The sequence below is a fragment of the Streptomyces sp. NPDC059371 genome, assembly GCF_042751995.1.
Taxonomy (GTDB): Bacteria; Actinomycetota; Actinomycetes; order Streptomycetales; family Streptomycetaceae; genus Streptomyces.
In genome coordinates this window covers 105,989-121,444 of sequence record NZ_JBHYXD010000002.1, presented here as the reverse complement: position 1 = coordinate 121,444, position 15,456 = coordinate 105,989, and the positions used below count along the sequence as shown (strand labels likewise).

The window sequence follows — 15,456 nt, the reverse complement described above, 5'->3', positions numbered from 1 at the left end:
TGTGGGGGCGGGGGTTTCTGTATCCCCCCCCGCCCGGGGGGGCGCCGGGGCGGGGGGGGGGGGGGGGGGGGGGGGGGGGGGGGGGCCCGGGGCCCCCGGGGCCCCCCCCCACCACCGGCGGGCCTCAGCCGGTCAGGGACTTCCACAGGGTGATCGGGCGGTCCTCGACCGTCACCTGGTCGTTGTGCCCGTGGCCGTCGGCGATGCAGATGATCCGGTATTTCTCCTGGTGGAACACCCAGAACAGGCTCAGCCCGTTGATGCGCTGCATGTCCGGCACGGCGAGGAACTCGTCCACGCGGGAGACGCCGGCCAGCGACTGCCACAGACCGAGCGAACGGTCGCCGCGCTCGATCACGTCGTTGTGCGCGGAGCCGTCGGCGATCGAGATCAGCCGGTAGACCTGCTGCCCCAGGGAGGAGTGGAAGAGCCAGTAGTAGCTCTTCCCGTTCTGGCGCTGCATGTCGGGCACCGGCAGGAAAGCGTCCACCTGCTCGATTCCGTTGAACGAGGCCCAGGCCGAGATCGGCCGGTCGGGCCGGTCGACGGCGCCCGCCGCCTCGGGATCGAGTCCGGACTCCGCTCGGTCCGCGATCGAGATCAGCCGGTAGACCTGGCGGCCTTCGACGGTGTGGAACAGCCAGTACCGGCTCCGGCCGCCCACACGCTGCTCGTCCGGCACCGGCAGGATCGCGTCCACCTTCGACACGCCGATGTAGCACGGCCAGGTGGCCAGGGGCCGGTCGGAGCGCTCGACGACGTCCTTGTGCTCGTCGCCGTCGGCGATGGAGACGGTGCGGCAGACCGGTCCGTCGCCGCCGGTGCCGTAGGCCCAGTACCAGCTCTTGCCGTTGTCCCGCTGGCGATCGGGAATCGGGAGGAAGGCGTCGGTCGGCCGGACGGCGTCAGGGAGCTTGTCGGTGAGGCGGCCGTCGCCCAGCAGTCGCAGTGTGGTGAGCGAGGGGACGAAGGCGTAGACCGAGCCCTCGGTGGTGACGAACTGATGGAAGCTCAGCTCGGTCGTCGCGGCGGGGGTCTCGAAGCTGACCTTGCCGGTGAGGCCGACCATCGGGTCGGGGCCGGGCTTCGCCGGGCGGTTCGGCGGGAAGTCGACGTTGTCGATCCACATCTTCTGGATGAACTCGAACTGCTCGACGAGGTCGGACTGGTAGCAGACGAAGAGCAGACCGCGCGGGTGGTCGGGGCCGCCAGGGCCGTCCGAGGCCGGGTCGAAGGGCGCACCGTAGGGGGCGCCGCGGCGGATGATCCGGCGTCGGTCCATGACCGGTTTCTCGGGGAACGGGTCCGTGCCGGGCTTCTCCTGCAGGCCGTCCCGGGGGTTGGTCTTGCGCAGGTGGGAGAAGAGCGGGGTGGTGAACCCCTCCGGGTCGTTGCGGTAGCCGAAGTCGTTGTCCTGGCCCGCGAGGGCGTTGTCGGGCATGTCGGCGTGCGGGCACTTGGCGACGGGAGTGCCCGAGCGCCAACGGCCCACCATCCGGGCGGCCAGCCATTCGGCGGTCGCCTCGTCCGGTACCGCTTTCGCCTTCCTCAGGACCTTCAGCTGCGCGGCGACCTGGGCCCACCAGCCCGGCACGTCCTGAGCGAGCCGGCGCACCACCTGGAAGCTGCCGTTGACCGCCCACTCCGGCATCTCGTCGTACGGAATCCCGCCGACCCGGTCGTGCCCGATGACGAACTCGCCGGGCGGGACCAGCCGGGTGCCCGGGTGGTCCTTGACGTACTCCGGTTGCTTCGGGTCGGGCTCGTCGAAGCCGGTCACCCCCGGCTCGCTGACCCCGTCCTTGAAACCGAAGTGTTCCTTTCCGCGGCGGGTGCCCGGCAGCGTGGCGCCGTTCTGCTGGAACACGATCACGATCTTGGCCTGCGCGGCTGCCTCGCGCTGGGCGGTCAACGCGTCCTGGAGCCCGTCGGCGGTGTCGGAGGCGACGGTGATCACGGCGTGCACGGTCTGGCCCTTGCCGTCCCCGAACAGCCAGTTCTCGGGTGAGCTGTCGCCGGTGTCGCCCAGTGAGCGTTTGTGGGACCCCTCCTTGAACGCCTCCAGAGTGCCGCCCTTCCGCACCGAGGGCAGGGGGTCCTTGCCGCCCACGAGGACCTTCAGGCCCTCGTGGGTGAAGCTGACGTTCGTCCAGGTGGCCTTCAGCGCCTGCGGGTCGTCGCCGCCGGTGGACTGCCTGGCCTTGCTGAACGCCGCGTTGAAGGCGGCCACCTGTCTGGTGGTGGAGATCTGGGATGCCAGCCGCTTCACCCAGGTACGGGCCCGCGCGGGGTCCTCGAACTTGAGGAAGAGCAGCGTCATGCGGTCCTTCTTGAAGCCAGCGATCACATCGCCCTGGATGTCGTCGCTCTCGCGCAGCCTGGTCTGTTCTGACACATCTCCTCCTTGACAGTCGCATATGCCATGTAATGATCATAGTAATCGCGACGCTACGCCGTGTGATCGATGAAGGGGTGGGGGCGTCGCCGGACGGGCCTGTCGGCAGGCGTGTGCCGTGACGCAAAACCCCTGTCCTGCAAGGGTTCTGACTCGTTCGGCTGCCGGGAGGTCACTCGCCCGCCCGGCACCACGCGACAGCGGGCGACCGGGCCCTGAACACTGTGAGTAGTCATGTGCTCGCGTCATGTGCCCGCCATCGGGTCGGTGACACGGCGCGGCCGCGACGACACCGCCGCGCACCCTGCCCTCTCTCTCGCAAGGAGTCCCATGTCCCGTAGGAACCTGACCGGGCCGTTGTCCAGAAGGATGCTGTCCGCGACGCTCTCCGCGTGTGCCGTCTCCGCGCTGACCCTCACCGTGCTGTCGTCCGGCCCGGCCGCCGCCCACGGGCACGGCGGTGACGCCCCCTCGGCCGACCGGGCGAAGGCCGACCCGGACGAGGCGAAAGTCATCGGCGAGGAGCACGCCGAGGAACACGCCATGACCAGGAAGGCCATCAAGGCCGTCGGCGAGTACCCGCAGACCACCCGCACCGAGCGGCTCAAGGCGCTCGCGGCCTCCCAGTCCAAGGTCAACGCGGACTTCGACGCGCTGGACGCCGGCAGGTTCCGGGAGTAATTCCAGTCCCCGGACTTCGCCGCGCACATCGCCATGCTGCCCACCGGCAAGGTGCTGCTGTTCTCCTTCGAACGTATCGAGAGCAACCCCCAGAAGGAGCCGGCCCCGACCGACACCATCGGCAAGGAGAACGCGGGCCGCGCCTACCTGTGGGATCCGGCCAAGGGCACAGGACCGGGCTCGTTCACCAAGGTCACACCGCCCGTGATCAACATGCCGGACGGGCTCAACCAGCCCCGTCCCGCGCCGTTCTTCTGCGCCGGTCATTCCTTCCTGCCCAATGGGATGCTCGGCGTCTTCGGCGGCAACCTCGGCGGCAACGGCGGTAGCGGCGCCAAGCTCTCCCTCGTCTTCGACCCGTGGGAGGAGAAGTGGTACCAGAACCAGGACATGGTGGTCGGCCGGTGGTACCCGTCGGTGGTGACCGGCGCGGACGGGCGGCAGCTGATCATGTCCGGCCAGTCGGAGCTCGGCTGGGGCACCCCCACCTCGATCGTCGAGCGCTTCCCCGCCCTGAACAAGCCGGTGCCCACGGCCAAGACGGACAAGCCGGAGGGCTGGGCGCCGGAACTCTTCAAGGCCGACGCCCCGTTCAAGCGGGACTACCCGCACCTCTTCTCACTGCGGGACGGCAAGATCTACGGCCTGGGCCGCGACCCCGAGCAGCAGTGGAAGTTCGACCCCGCCGCCGAGACCCGGACGGACCTGGCACCCCGGCCGGACAACATGCCGCGCAACTACGGTTCGGCCGTGCCGCTCCCGGCGGGCTTCAAGGGCCCGGACTCGGTGCTGGTGCTCGGCGGGGACCGGAACGACCCGAACACGTATCAGCTGGTCGGCGGCCAGTGGAGCAAGGAGAAGGCGAGAGCCTTCGGCCGCACCCAGGACGACACCCTGCTCATGCCGGACGGGACCCTGATGACCGTCAACGGCGCCTTCGACATCCGTGACTACGGCAACGGCCCGTACAACCCCAACGCGGATCTGAAGTACCGCCAGATCGAACTGCGCGACGAGAAGGGCAACTGGAAGCTGGGCCCGGCGCAGCGGCTGCCGCGCGGCTACCACTCCAACGCCGTGGTGCTCCCGGACGGCCGGGTGATGGTCACCGGTGACGAGCTCCAGCAGCTCGCCAACGACCCCGACATCACCGACGACATGAACGGCAGTATCGAGATCTACGAGCCGGCCTACCTCCAGCAGGGCAGCCGTCCCCAGCTCGGAACCGTGTTCAACCCGTCCGTCGGATACAACGAGAAGATCACGGTGAGCAGCAGCACCGCCGCCGACGTCACCCGTGCCGTCCTGCTGGCACCGACCACCGCGACCCACTCGGTCAACACCAGCCAGCGCCACCTCGACCTGCGGATCAAGAGCCGCAGCGGCAGCTTCCTCGAACTGCAGGCACCTCCGTCGGCCAACGCCGCCCCGCCCGGCTACTACATGCTCTTCCTCCTCAACGAGGAGGGCGTACCCAGTACCGCCGGCTGGGTCCAGATCAAGCCGGCCTCCGGCGGCCAGACCCGGGGGTCCGGCCTCAGCCCGCGGTAACCGTCCGGCTCTGAGGACCTCCGCTCTTCGGAGGTCCTCAGAGCATTCGGCTCCATCACCGCCAGGGCGCCCTAAAGGTCGAACTCGTGCGGCGGCAGGTCGAGCGTGAAGCACGCCTCGCGCACGACGGCCTGCTCGGTCTTGTCGAAGTCGCCGTCGGCGCCGCCGATGACGATGCCGATCTGGATGACGGCGCGCGCCTCGGCGGGCTTCTTCTTCGCCTTGGCGATCTCCTGGAGAACGCTGACCTTGCCGAAGGCGAAGTCGGCGGTCAGCTTGTTCAGGTTGTCGTCGAAACGGCGCTGCAGGTCCACGGCGTCGAAGTTCTGCAGGACCTCGTTCGTCGCGATGAGCTGGGCCACACGCTGCCGCTCGGACGGGTCGATCGCGCCGTCCGCCGCCGCGACCAGGGCGCACATGGCCATGCTCGCGTCACGGAAGGCGCCGCTCTTGAGGTCGTTCTTCTTCGCCACGAGCTGGGTCTGCATCGTCGACGCGGATTCCTTGATGCGGTCCCACAGGGCCATGAGAACTCCATAAGTAGTCAAGAGCCCGGTCCGCCCGGGCGGGCGGACCGGAAAGCTCCTCGGTTTGTACAGCAGCACGGTGGAAACTAGTGGACCGTGACGGAAGTTCCCGGTTGATTCCACGCGGCGATCACGGGATCCCCGTGTTCGGTGGACAGCCGGCTGACGGTCCCGGTCGCGAGCTGGAACAGCCGCCCCGACTCGGGCGGCAGCCCCAGCCGGCGGGCGGTGAGCACCCGCAGGAAGTGCGCGTGCGCCACCAGCACCACATCACCGGGCCGGTCACAGAGCGCGGCGTCCACCCGGGAGAGCACCCGGTCGGCGCGCACGCCCACCTCACGGGGTGATTCACCGGGGTGGCCGTCCGGGCCGGGCGGCACCCCGTCGTCCCACAGCACCCAGCCGGGCCGGGCCCGGTGGATGGCGCGGGTGGTGATCCCCTCGTAGCCGCCGTAGTCCCACTCGTGCAGATCGGGGTCGATCCGCGGGCCGGACAGCCCCGCGAGTTCGGCCGTCCGGACCGCGCGGCCGAGGGGACTGGTGAGGACCTGGGCGAAGGAGCGCCCGGCGAAGAACGGCGCGAGGGACTTGGCCTGCTCCTCGCCGTGCGTGGTGAGCGGAAGATCGGTCCAGCTCGTGTGCTGTCCCGTCAGTGTCCACTCGGTCTCTCCGTGGCGGACCAGGATGAGATCGCCCATGGTCCTTCCCTACTTCGCCGACTCGACGGCGTGGCCGCCGAACTGGTTGCGCAGCGCCGCGATCATCTTCATCTGCGGCGAGTCGTCCTGCCGCGAGGCGAAGCGGGCGAAGAGCGAGGCCGTGATGGCGGGCAGCGGAACGGCGTTGTCGATGGCCGCCTCGACGGTCCAGCGGCCCTCGCCGGAGTCCTCCGCGTGACCGCGCAGCTTGTCCAGGTGCTCGTCGTCGTCCAGGGCGTTGACCGCGAGGTCGAGCAGCCAGGAACGGATGACCGTGCCCTCCTGCCAGGAGCGGAACACCTCACGTACGTCGGTGACCGAGTCGACCTTCTCCAGGAGCTCCCAGCCCTCGGCGTACGCCTGCATCATGGCGTACTCGATGCCGTTGTGGACCATCTTGGAGAAGTGGCCCGCGCCCACCTTGCCGGCGTGCACGAAGCCGAAGTCGCCCTCCGGCTTGAGCGCGTCGAAGACCGGGCGCACCTTCTCGATGTTCTCGGCGTCGCCGCCGACCATCAGCGCGTAGCCGTTCTCCAGGCCCCACACTCCGCCCGAGACACCGGCGTCGACGAAGCCGATGCCCTTGGCCGCCAGCTCCCCGGCGTGCTTCTCGTCGTCCGTCCAGCGGGAGTTGCCGCCGTCCACGACCGTGTCGCCGGCCTCCAGCAGGTCACCGAGTTCGTCGATGACGGTCTGGGTGGGGGCGCCGGCCGGCACCATCACCCAGACCACGCGCGGGCCTTCGAGGCTGCTCACGAGTTCGGCGAGGCTGTGCACGTCGGCGAGGTCCGGATTACGGTCGTAGCCGACGACGGTGTGGCCGGCGCGGCGTATGCGCTCGCGCATGTTGCCGCCCATCTTGCCGAGACCGATGAGTCCGAGCTGCATTGTCAGTTCACTTCTTCCGGAGAGTGCGGTAAGCGGCCACGAGAGCGGCCGTGGAGGGATCGAGTCCGGGGACGTCGGCGCCCTCGGTCAGGGCGGGTTCGACGCGCTTGGCGAGCACCTTGCCGAGTTCGACGCCCCACTGGTCGAAGGAGTCGATGTTCCAGACGGCGCCCTGGACGAACACCTTGTGCTCGTAGAGGGCGATGAGCTGGCCGAGGACCGAGGGGGTCAGTTCGGCGGCGAGGATCGTGGTCGTGGGGTGGTTGCCCTGGAACGTCTTGTGCGGCACCAGTTCCTCGGGCACGCCCTCGGCGCGGACCTCCTCCGGGGTCTTGCCGAACGCCAGCGCCTGAGTCTGGGCGAAGAAGTTCGCCATCAACAGGTCGTGCTGCGCCGCGAGTTCGTCGCTCAGTTCGCCGACCGGGTTGACGAAGCCGATGAAGTCGGCGGGGATCAGCTTCGTGCCCTGGTGGATCAACTGGTAGTAGGCGTGCTGGCCGTTGGTGCCGGGCGTGCCCCACACCACCGGTCCCGTCTGCCACTCCACCGGGCTGCCGTCACGGTCCACGGACTTGCCGTTGGACTCCATGTCGAGCTGCTGGAGGTAGGCCGTGAACTTCGACAGATAGTGCGAGTACGGCAGCACGGCGTGCGACTGCGCGTCGTGGAAGTTGCCGTACCAGATGCCCAGCAGGCCCATCAGCAAAGGCGCGTTGGCCTCCGCCGGAGCCGTGCGGAAGTGCTCGTCGACGAGGTGGAAACCGTCGAGCATCTCGCGGAAGCGGTCCGGGCCGATCGCGATCATCAGCGACAGGCCGATCGCCGAGTCGAACGAGTAGCGCCCGCCGACCCAGTCCCAGAACTCGAACATGTTCGCCGTGTCGATGCCGAAGTCCGACACCTTCTCCGCGTTCGTCGACAGCGCCACGAAGTGCTTCGCGACCGCCTTCTCCTCACCGAGCCCGGCGAGCAGCCAGGAGCGCGCGGAGGTGGCGTTCGTGATCGTCTCGATCGTGGTGAAGGTCTTGGAGGCGATGACGAACAGCGTCTCCGCCGGGTCCAGGTCCCGCACGGCCTCGTGCAGGTCGGCGCCGTCCACGTTCGACACGAACCGCACGGTCAGCGAACGGTCGGTGAACGGCCGCAGCACCTCGTAGGCCATGGCGGGGCCGAGGTCGGAGCCGCCGATGCCGACGTTCACGACGTTCTTGATGCGCTTGCCGGTGTGCCCGGTCCACTCGCCCGAGCGGACCCGCCCGGCGAAGTCCGCCATCTTGTCCAGGACCGCGTGCACGGCTGGCACGACGTTCTCCCCGTCGACCTCGACCACCGCGTCCCGCGGCGCCCGCAGCGCCGTGTGCAGCACCGCCCGGTCCTCGGTCGTGTTGATCCTCTCGCCCCGGAACATCGCGTCCCGCAGCCCGAACACGTCCGTGGCGACGGCGAGTTCCTGGAGCAGGGCCAGGGTCTCGTCGGTGATCAGGTGCTTGGAGTAGTCGATCCGCAGATCGCCGACCCGCACGACATGGCGCTCGGCGCGCGCGGGGTCGGCGGCGAACAGGTCACGCAGCCGCGGGTGGAGCAGCGCGGTCGCGCGGTGGTCCTCCAGGGCCACCCACTCCGGACGGCGGGTGGGCTTGGGGTAGTCAGACACGGGGGGTCTCCTTGGGGGCCTCGCCGCGCAGGGCGATGGCGTACATCTCGTCCGCGTCCAGGCGGCGCAGTTCCTCGGCGATCAGCTCGGAGGTGGACCGCACCTTCAGCGCGAGGGTGCGGGAGGGCTGACCCGGCAGGGACAGGGTCGCCAGCGGGCCCTCGGGGCGGTCGATGACGATCTCGCCGTTCTCGGTGCCGAGCCGGACGGCGGTCACCACGGGGCCCGCGGTGACGACACGGTCGGTCTTGACCCGGAGGCGGGCCTCCAGCCAGCGGGCCAGCAGTTCGGCGCTCGGGTTCTGCGCCTCGCTCTCGACGGTCGCCGAGATCACCTTCGTACGGGCCTGGTCGAGGGCCGCCGCCAGCATGGAACGCCAGGGGGTGAGCCGGGTCCAGGCCAGGTCGGTGTCGCCCGGCGCGTACGAGGCGGCGCGGGCGTCCAGCGCCTGGAGCGGTGTCTCGACGGCGTACATGTCGGTGATCCGGCGCTGGGCGAGGGCGCCCAGCGGGTCCTTGACCGGATTGGCGGGCGCGTCCACCGGCCACCAGACGACGACGGGGGCGTCCGGCAGCAGCAGCGGCAGGACCACCGAGTCGGCGTGGTCCGAGACCTCGCCGTACGTCCGCAGGACGACCGTCTCGCCGGTGCCCGCGTCCGAGCCGACGCGCACCTCGGCGTCGAGGCGGGAGTTGGTGCGGTCGCGCGGGGTGCGGGCGACGCGCTTGATGACGACGAGGGTGCGCGAGGGGTGCTCCCGCGATGCCTCCTCGGCCGCCTTGATGGAGTCGTACGCGTTCTCCTCGTCGGTGACGATGACCATCGTCAGGACCATGCCCACGGCGGGGGTGCCGATGGCACGGCGCCCCCGTACGAGCGCCTTGTTGATCTTGCTTGCCGTGGTGTCGGTCAGGTCGATCTTCATGGCCTGCGCCAGCTCCGTCCGTCTCGTGCGAGCATCTCGTCGGCTTCCTCCGGGCCCCAACTGCCCGAGGGGTACTGCGCGGGCGTGCCGTGGCTCTCCCAGTACCCCTCGATCGGGTCGAGGATCTTCCAGGACTCTTCCACCTCCTGGTGGCGGGGGAAGAGATTGGCGTCGCCGAGCAGGACATCCAGGATCAGCCGTTCGTACGCCTCCGGGCTGGACTCGGTGAACGACTCGCCGTACGCGAAGTCCATGGTGACGTCCCGGATCTCCATGGAGGTACCCGGCACCTTGGATCCGAAGCGCACGGTCATGCCCTCGTCGGGCTGGACGCGGATGACGATCGCGTTCGCGCCGAGCTCCTCGGTGGCCGTGGAGTCGAACGGGGAGTGCGGGGCGCGCTGGAAGACGACCGCGATCTCGGTGACCCGGCGGCCCAGCCGCTTGCCGGTCCGCAGGTAGAAGGGGACACCCGCCCAACGGCGGTTGTCGACCTGGAGCTTGACGGCGGCGTAGGTGTCGGTCGTCGACGCCGGGTCGATGCCGTCCTCCTGGAGGTAGCCGCGCACCCTCGCGCCGCCCTGCCAGCTCGCCGCGTACTGGCCGCGTACGGTGTGCTCGCCCAGGTTCTCCGGCAGCTTCACGGCCCTGAGGACCTTGAGCTTCTCGGCCAGCAGCGACTCGGCGTCGAAGGCGGCCGGTTCCTCCATGGCGGTCAGCGCCATGAGCTGGAGCAGGTGGTTCTGGATCACGTCCCGGGCGGAGCCGATGCCGTCGTAGTAGCCGGCCCGGCCGCCGATGCCGATGTCCTCGGCCATGGTGATCTGGACGTGGTCGACGTACGACCGGTTCCAGACGGGCTCGTACATCTGGTTGGCGAAGCGGAGCGCCAGGATGTTCTGGACGGTCTCCTTGCCGAGGTAGTGGTCGATCCGGAACACCTGGTCCGGGTCGAACACGTCGTGCACGATCCGGTTCAGCTCGCGGGCGCTCGCCAGGTCGTGACCGAACGGCTTCTCGATCACCGCGCGCCGCCAGGATCCCTCGGGAGCGCTCGCCAGACCGTGCCTCTTGAGCTGCCGTACCACCTTCGGGAAGAACTTCGGCGGTACGGAGAGGTAGAAGGCGTAGTTGCCGCTGGTGCCCCGGGATGCGTCCAACTCGTCAACGGCCGCGCTCAGTTGCTTGAACGCCGTGTCGTCGTCGAAGTCGCCGGGGATGAACCGCATGCCCTCGGCGAGCTGCTGCCAGACCTCCTCGCGGAACTCGGTCCGCGCGTGCTCGCGCACCGAGTCGTGCACCACCTGCGCGAAGTCCTGGTCCTCCCACTCGCGGCGGGCGAACCCGAGGAGCGAGAAGCCCGGCGGCAGCAGACCCCGGTTGGCCAGGTCGTACACGGCCGGCATCAGCTTCTTGCGGGACAGGTCACCGGTGACACCGAAGATGACCAGGCCGGAGGGGCCCGCGATCCGGGGGAGCCGGCGGTCGCGCGGGTCGCGCAGCGGATTGTCCCGGTCGGCCGCCACACCGAGCGCCTGGGCGAGGACCTCGGCCGCCGAGTCGCCGGGCGCGTCGGCGAGGACCCCGGCCCCCGGGACGCCGAGCGCCTCGGCCGGGGCTCCGTGCGTCAGGCCGTCCTGTTCCACGGCCTGGTCACCGGATCCCTGCGGCGCGGCGGCCGCATCCTTCGGGTCGCCGTCGGAAAGCGCCTCACCCTTGGTCATTCCCCTTCAGCTCCCTTGCCGCGCAGCGAGGTCGCCACCGCGTCGAGGAGGTCCTCCCAGGCCGCCTCGAACTTCGCGACGGCCTCGTCCTCCAGTTGCCCGACGACCTCGTCGTACGAGATCCCGAGCGCCTCGACCGCGGCCAGATCGGCACGCGCCTGAGGGTAACCGCCGGTCACCGCGTCGCCGTGGATGTCACCGTGGTCCGCGGTGGCGTTCAGCGTCCCCTCCGGCATGGTGTTGACCGTGCCGGGCGCGACCAGCTCGTCGACGTACAGGGTGTCCTTGTACGCGGGGTCCTTGACGCCCGTGGAGGCCCACAGCGGACGCTGCTTCTGGGCCCCGGCCGGGGCGAGCGCGGTCCAGCGGTCGCCGCCTCGCGCCGAGCCGTCGACCGAGCCGAAGACGTCCTCGTAGGCCTCGAAGGCCAGTCGCGCGTTGGCGAGCGCGGCCCTGCCCTTGAGCGCGAGGGCCTCGTCCGTGCCGGTCTTCGCGAGCCGCTTGTCGATCTCGCTGTCGACGCGGGAGACGAAGAAGGAGGCGACGGAGTGGATGCCGGTGAGGTCGATGCCCGCGGCCAGCGCCCGCTCCAGGCCCGCCAGATAGGCGTCCATGACCTCGCGGTAGCGCTCCAGGGAGAAGATCAGCGTGACGTTGACGCTGATGCCGAGGCCGATGACCTCGGTGATCGCCGGGAGGCCGGCCTTCGTCGCCGGGATCTTGATCATCACGTTCGGGCGGTCGACCAGCCAGGCGAGCTGCTTGGCCTCGGCGATGGTCGCGGTGGTGTCGTGGGCCAGCCGGGGGTCGACCTCGATGGAGACCCGGCCGTCCCGTCCGCCGGTCGCCTCGTACACCGGGCGCAGGATGTCCGCGGCGGCGCGCACGTCCGCGGTCGTCATCATCCGGACGGCCTCGTCGACCGTCACCCCGCGCACGGCGAGGTCGGCGAGCTGCTGCTCGTAGCCCTCACCGGAGCCGATGGCGGCCTGGAAGATGGACGGGTTGGTGGTCACGCCCACCACATGGCGGGTCGCGACGAGTTCGGCCAGGTTGCCGGACTCGATCCGCTTGCGGGAGAGGTCGTCGAGCCAGATCGAGACGCCTTCGTCGGAGAGGCGCTTCAGGATTACCGCGGGCGCGGTTGCTTCGGTCACAGTGATCATCTTCCTTTGTGCGAACGGATCAACCGCGGACTGCGGCAAGAGATTCCCGCGCGGCGGCGGCGACGTTCTCGGGGGTGAAGCCGAACTCGGTGAACAGGGTCCCGGCGTCGGCCGAGGCGCCGAAGTGCTCCAGCGAGACGATGCGTCCGGCGTCACCGACGTACCGGTACCAGGTCAGCCCGATCCCGGCTTCGACCGCCACGCGGGCCTTCACGGACGGCGGAAGGACGCTCGCGCGGTACTCGGGGGACTGCTCCTCGAACCACTCGACGGACGGCATCGACACCACGCGGGTGCCCACGCCCTCGGCCTCCAGCAGCTCACGCGCCGCGACGGCGAGCTGCACCTCGGATCCGGTCGCGACGAGGAGGACGTCCGGGGTCCCGGTGGAGGCGTCCCGCAGGACGTAACCGCCGCGCGCCGCGTCGGGGTTGGCCGGGTAGGTCGGTACGCCCTGACGGGTGAGGGCCAGACCGTGCGGAGCCGGGTTCGTGGCGTGCCGCTTGAGGATCTCGGCCCAGGCGACGGCCGTCTCGTTGGCGTCCGCGGGACGGACGATGTTGAGGCCGGGGATGGCCCGGAGCGAGGCCAGGTGCTCGACCGGCTGGTGGGTGGGGCCGTCCTCGCCGAGACCGATGGAGTCGTGCGTCCACACGTACGTCACCGGGAGCTGCATCAGGGCGGAGAGGCGGACGGCGTTGCGCATGTAGTCGGAGAACACCAGGAAGGTGCCGCCGTAGATACGGGTGTTGCCGTGCAGCGCGATGCCGTTCATCTCCGCGGCCATGGAGTGCTCGCGGATACCGAAGTGGATCGTGCGGCCGTACGGGTTCGCCTCCGGCAGCGGGTTGTCCGCCGGGAGGAAGGAGGAGGTCTTGTCGATCGTGGTGTTGTTCGAGCCGGCGAGGTCGGCGGAGCCGCCCCACAGCTCGGGGAGCACGCCACCGAGCGCCTTCAGGACCGTGCCGGACGCGGCGCGGGTGGCGACGGACCCGCCCTCCTCGAACACCGGCAGCACGCTCTCCCATCCCTCGGGAAGCTGGCCTGCGACGATCCGGTCGAAGAGCTTCGCGTTCTCGGGCCGTTCGGTGCGCCACGCGCCGATCCGCTTGTCCCAGCCGGCGTGCGCCTCGGCGCCCCGGTCCAGGGCCTGACGGGCGTGGGCCAGCACGTCGGCGTCGACCTGGAAGGCCTGCTCCGGGTCGAAGCCCAGGAGCCGCTTGGTGGCGGCGATCTCCTCGGCGCCCAGCGCCGAGCCGTGCGAGGCCTCGGTGTTCCGCGCGTTCGGCGCCGGCCAGGCGATGACGGTGCGCATCGCGATGAGGGACGGACGCCCGGTCTCGGCCCGCGCGGCCGTGAGCGCGGTGTACAGGGCGTGGACGTCGATGTCGCCGTCGGGCGAGGGCTCGACGCGCTGCACGTGCCAGCCGTACGACTCGTAGCGCCCCAGTACGTCCTCGGAGAAGGCGGTCGCCGTGTCGCCCTCGATGGAGATGTGGTTGTCGTCGTAGACGAAGACGAGGTTGCCGAGCCTCTGGTGGCCGGCGAGCGAGGACGCCTCCGCCGAGATGCCCTCCTCCAGGTCGCCGTCGGAGACGATCGCCCAGATGGTGTGGTCGAACGGGGACTCGCCCTCGGGGGCCTCGGGGTCGAACAGGCCGCGCTCGTAGCGGGCCGCCATCGCCATGCCCACCGCGTTGGCGGCACCCTGGCCGAGCGGGCCGGTCGTGGTCTCCACGCCCGCGGTGTGCCCGTACTCGGGGTGGCCGGGCGTCTTGGACCCGTGGGTGCGGAACGCCTTCAGATCGTCGAGGCCGAGTTCATAACCTGACAGGAAGAGCTGGGTGTAGAGGGTCAGCGAGGTGTGGCCGGGGGAGAGGACGAAGCGGTCGCGGCCCGTCCACTCCGGGTCGGCCGGATCGTGCCGCATCACCTTCTGGAAGAGCGTGTACGCCGCCGGGGCCAGGCTCATCGCGGTCCCGGGGTGACCGTTGCCGACCTTCTGCACGGCGTCGGCGGCCAGAAGGCGGGCGGTGTCGACGGCGCGGCGGTCGAGCTCGGTCCAGGTGAAGCCGTCGGAGCTCTGCGTACTCATCTTCAAGAAGTCCTCACGGGATGCGCTGAAACAAGGTCTGTGCCTTCAAACCTAAAAGTCAGACTTTTGCTGGGGAAGGTGCCCGTGTGTCAGCCTTCGGTGAAAGTGGGACACATGGAGCCGTGGCGAGCCGACGCGAGAAGGACATGAACGACAGAACCACCCAAGGCGGCACCGGCGGTGAGAGCGGCCGGGACGGGATCAGGACCTTTCCGTTTCCGGCCGATCTGAGCCTGTCCGGCGTGGGCATGCAGGTCGGCGCGATGGGAACCGGACGCACCTGGCACGCCGACGCCCCGCTGGAACGCGTGCACCGCATCGACTTCCACGTCGTGATGCTCTTCCGCGAGGGGCCCGTACGGCACATGGTCGACTTCGCCGAGTACGAGGCCCGCGCGGGCGACCTCCTGTGGATCCGGCCCGGCCAGGTGCACCGCTTCTCCAGCACCGACCCCTACCGCGGCACCGTCCTGACCATGCAGCCCGGCTTCCTGCCCCGTGCGACCGTCGAGGCGACCGGCCTCTACCGCTACGACCTGCCCCCGCTGCTGCGCCCCGACGCCGACCGGCTGGCCGCGCTGGAACACGCGCTGACCCAACTGGAGCGCGAGTACGTCGACACGACCACGCTGCCGCTCAGTCTGCACACCGCGGTGCTGCGGCACTCGCTCACCGCGTTCCTGCTGCGCCTCGCCCACCTGGCGGCGAGCTCCGCCGAGGCGACCCACGAGCACACGGACACCACGTTCACGCGTTTCCGGGACGCGGTCGAGAAGGACTTCGCCGTCAATCACAGCGTCAGCGCCTACGCCGACGCCCTCGGATACTCGCGCCGCACCCTGGTGCGCGCCGTGCGGGCCGCCACCGGCCAGACACCCAAGGGGTTCATCGACAAGCGGGTCGTCCTGGAGGCCAAGCGGCTCCTCGCCCACACGGACATGCCGATCGGGCGTGTCGGGGCCGCCGTCGGCTTCCCCGACTCGGCCAACTTCTCGAAGTTCTTCCACCAGCACACGGGGGCGACCCCGGTGGCCTTCCGGACCGAACTGCGCTGAGCGGGACGGACCGTGTAGGTCCGTCCCGCTCGGCTCCGCGACGGGTGGCCGCCCGTCGTCTCTCCTGTCGGTGACGACCGGAGGGCGAGTGACCGCC

12 protein-coding genes are annotated in these 15,456 nt (G+C 70.0%); 3 read left to right on the top strand and 9 right to left on the bottom strand.

The features are described from left to right. Window positions 1-124: 124 nt before the first annotated feature. On the bottom strand, window positions 125-2,395 hold the full coding sequence (locus ACFXGX_RS01775) for a Dyp-type peroxidase (RefSeq protein WP_384783578.1): 2,271 nt from the start codon (window positions 2,393-2,395) through the stop codon (window positions 125-127). Between the two features lie 330 nt (window positions 2,396-2,725). Between ACFXGX_RS01775 and ACFXGX_RS01770 the strand changes: the two genes are divergently transcribed. Together ACFXGX_RS01770 and ACFXGX_RS01765 are read left to right on the top strand one after the other, a co-directional pair. Continuing rightward, window positions 2,726-3,076 (top strand): hypothetical protein, encoded by a 351-nt coding sequence (locus ACFXGX_RS01770; RefSeq protein ID WP_384783576.1) that lies wholly within the window; start codon window positions 2,726-2,728, stop codon window positions 3,074-3,076. Window positions 3,077-3,109: 33 nt separating this feature from the next. Beyond that, the gene (locus ACFXGX_RS01765; RefSeq protein ID WP_384783574.1) at window positions 3,110-4,627 is read left to right on the top strand and encodes a galactose oxidase-like domain-containing protein; all 1,518 of its coding nucleotides are present in this window, start codon (window positions 3,110-3,112) and stop codon (window positions 4,625-4,627) included. Between the two features lie 71 nt (window positions 4,628-4,698). Here ACFXGX_RS01765 and ACFXGX_RS01760 read toward each other — a convergent pair whose 3' ends face one another. From ACFXGX_RS01760 to tkt, 8 genes are all read right to left on the bottom strand, one after another. Further along, window positions 4,699-5,154 (bottom strand): tellurite resistance TerB family protein, encoded by a 456-nt coding sequence (locus ACFXGX_RS01760; protein WP_384783572.1) that lies wholly within the window; start codon window positions 5,152-5,154, stop codon window positions 4,699-4,701. 86 nt (window positions 5,155-5,240) lie between these two features. Next, a complete protein-coding gene (locus tag ACFXGX_RS01755) occupies window positions 5,241-5,852 on the bottom strand; it encodes a histidine phosphatase family protein (RefSeq protein WP_384783570.1) in 612 nt (203 codons plus the stop codon). Between the two features lie 9 nt (window positions 5,853-5,861). Continuing rightward, complete coding sequence (gene gnd, locus ACFXGX_RS01750; RefSeq protein ID WP_384783568.1) at window positions 5,862-6,740, bottom strand: phosphogluconate dehydrogenase (NAD(+)-dependent, decarboxylating); 879 nt, start codon at window positions 6,738-6,740, stop codon at window positions 5,862-5,864. A 7-nt stretch (window positions 6,741-6,747) separates the two neighbouring features. After that, window positions 6,748-8,394: a glucose-6-phosphate isomerase gene (gene pgi, locus ACFXGX_RS01745; RefSeq protein ID WP_384783566.1), complete on the bottom strand. Its 1,647-nt coding sequence runs from the start codon at window positions 8,392-8,394 to the stop codon at window positions 6,748-6,750. Next, window positions 8,387-9,319: a glucose-6-phosphate dehydrogenase assembly protein OpcA gene (opcA, locus tag ACFXGX_RS01740; RefSeq protein ID WP_384783564.1), complete on the bottom strand. Its 933-nt coding sequence runs from the start codon at window positions 9,317-9,319 to the stop codon at window positions 8,387-8,389. The genes pgi and opcA overlap by 8 nt, the downstream gene beginning before the upstream one ends. After that, complete coding sequence (zwf, locus tag ACFXGX_RS01735) at window positions 9,316-11,043, bottom strand: glucose-6-phosphate dehydrogenase (RefSeq protein WP_384783563.1); 1,728 nt, start codon at window positions 11,041-11,043, stop codon at window positions 9,316-9,318. The genes opcA and zwf overlap by 4 nt, the downstream gene beginning before the upstream one ends. Beyond that, a complete protein-coding gene (gene tal / locus ACFXGX_RS01730; protein WP_384783561.1) occupies window positions 11,040-12,209 on the bottom strand; it encodes a transaldolase in 1,170 nt (389 codons plus the stop codon). Before tal ends, zwf begins: the two co-directional genes overlap by 4 nt. 19 nt (window positions 12,210-12,228) lie before the next feature. Further along, on the bottom strand, window positions 12,229-14,304 hold the full coding sequence (gene tkt, locus ACFXGX_RS01725) for a transketolase (protein WP_384783559.1): 2,076 nt from the start codon (window positions 14,302-14,304) through the stop codon (window positions 12,229-12,231). A 146-nt stretch (window positions 14,305-14,450) separates the two neighbouring features. Here tkt and ACFXGX_RS01720 point away from each other — a divergent pair, with 146 nt between their 5' ends. Beyond that, on the top strand, window positions 14,451-15,359 hold the full coding sequence (locus tag ACFXGX_RS01720; protein WP_384783557.1) for a helix-turn-helix domain-containing protein: 909 nt from the start codon (window positions 14,451-14,453) through the stop codon (window positions 15,357-15,359). Window positions 15,360-15,456 lie beyond the last annotated feature (97 nt).

Excerpts from the sequence above, each read along its gene's own strand:
- tal (WP_384783561.1), bottom strand. The coding sequence starts at position 12,209 with ATGATCACTGTGACCGAAGCAACCGCGCCCGCGGTAATCCTGAAGCGC.
- gnd (WP_384783568.1), bottom strand. The coding sequence starts at position 6,740 with ATGCAGCTCGGACTCATCGGTCTCGGCAAGATGGGCGGCAACATGCGC.
- ACFXGX_RS01770 (WP_384783576.1), top strand. The coding sequence starts at position 2,726 with ATGTCCCGTAGGAACCTGACCGGGCCGTTGTCCAGAAGGATGCTGTCC.
- zwf (WP_384783563.1), bottom strand. The coding sequence starts at position 11,043 with ATGACCAAGGGTGAGGCGCTTTCCGACGGCGACCCGAAGGATGCGGCC.
- ACFXGX_RS01765 (WP_384783574.1), top strand. The coding sequence starts at position 3,110 with ATGCTGCCCACCGGCAAGGTGCTGCTGTTCTCCTTCGAACGTATCGAG.
- tkt (WP_384783559.1), bottom strand. The coding sequence starts at position 14,304 with ATGAGTACGCAGAGCTCCGACGGCTTCACCTGGACCGAGCTCGACCGC.
- opcA (WP_384783564.1), bottom strand. The coding sequence starts at position 9,319 with ATGAAGATCGACCTGACCGACACCACGGCAAGCAAGATCAACAAGGCG.
- ACFXGX_RS01760 (WP_384783572.1), bottom strand. The coding sequence starts at position 5,154 with ATGGCCCTGTGGGACCGCATCAAGGAATCCGCGTCGACGATGCAGACC.
- ACFXGX_RS01755 (WP_384783570.1), bottom strand. The coding sequence starts at position 5,852 with ATGGGCGATCTCATCCTGGTCCGCCACGGAGAGACCGAGTGGACACTG.
- ACFXGX_RS01720 (WP_384783557.1), top strand. The coding sequence starts at position 14,451 with ATGAACGACAGAACCACCCAAGGCGGCACCGGCGGTGAGAGCGGCCGG.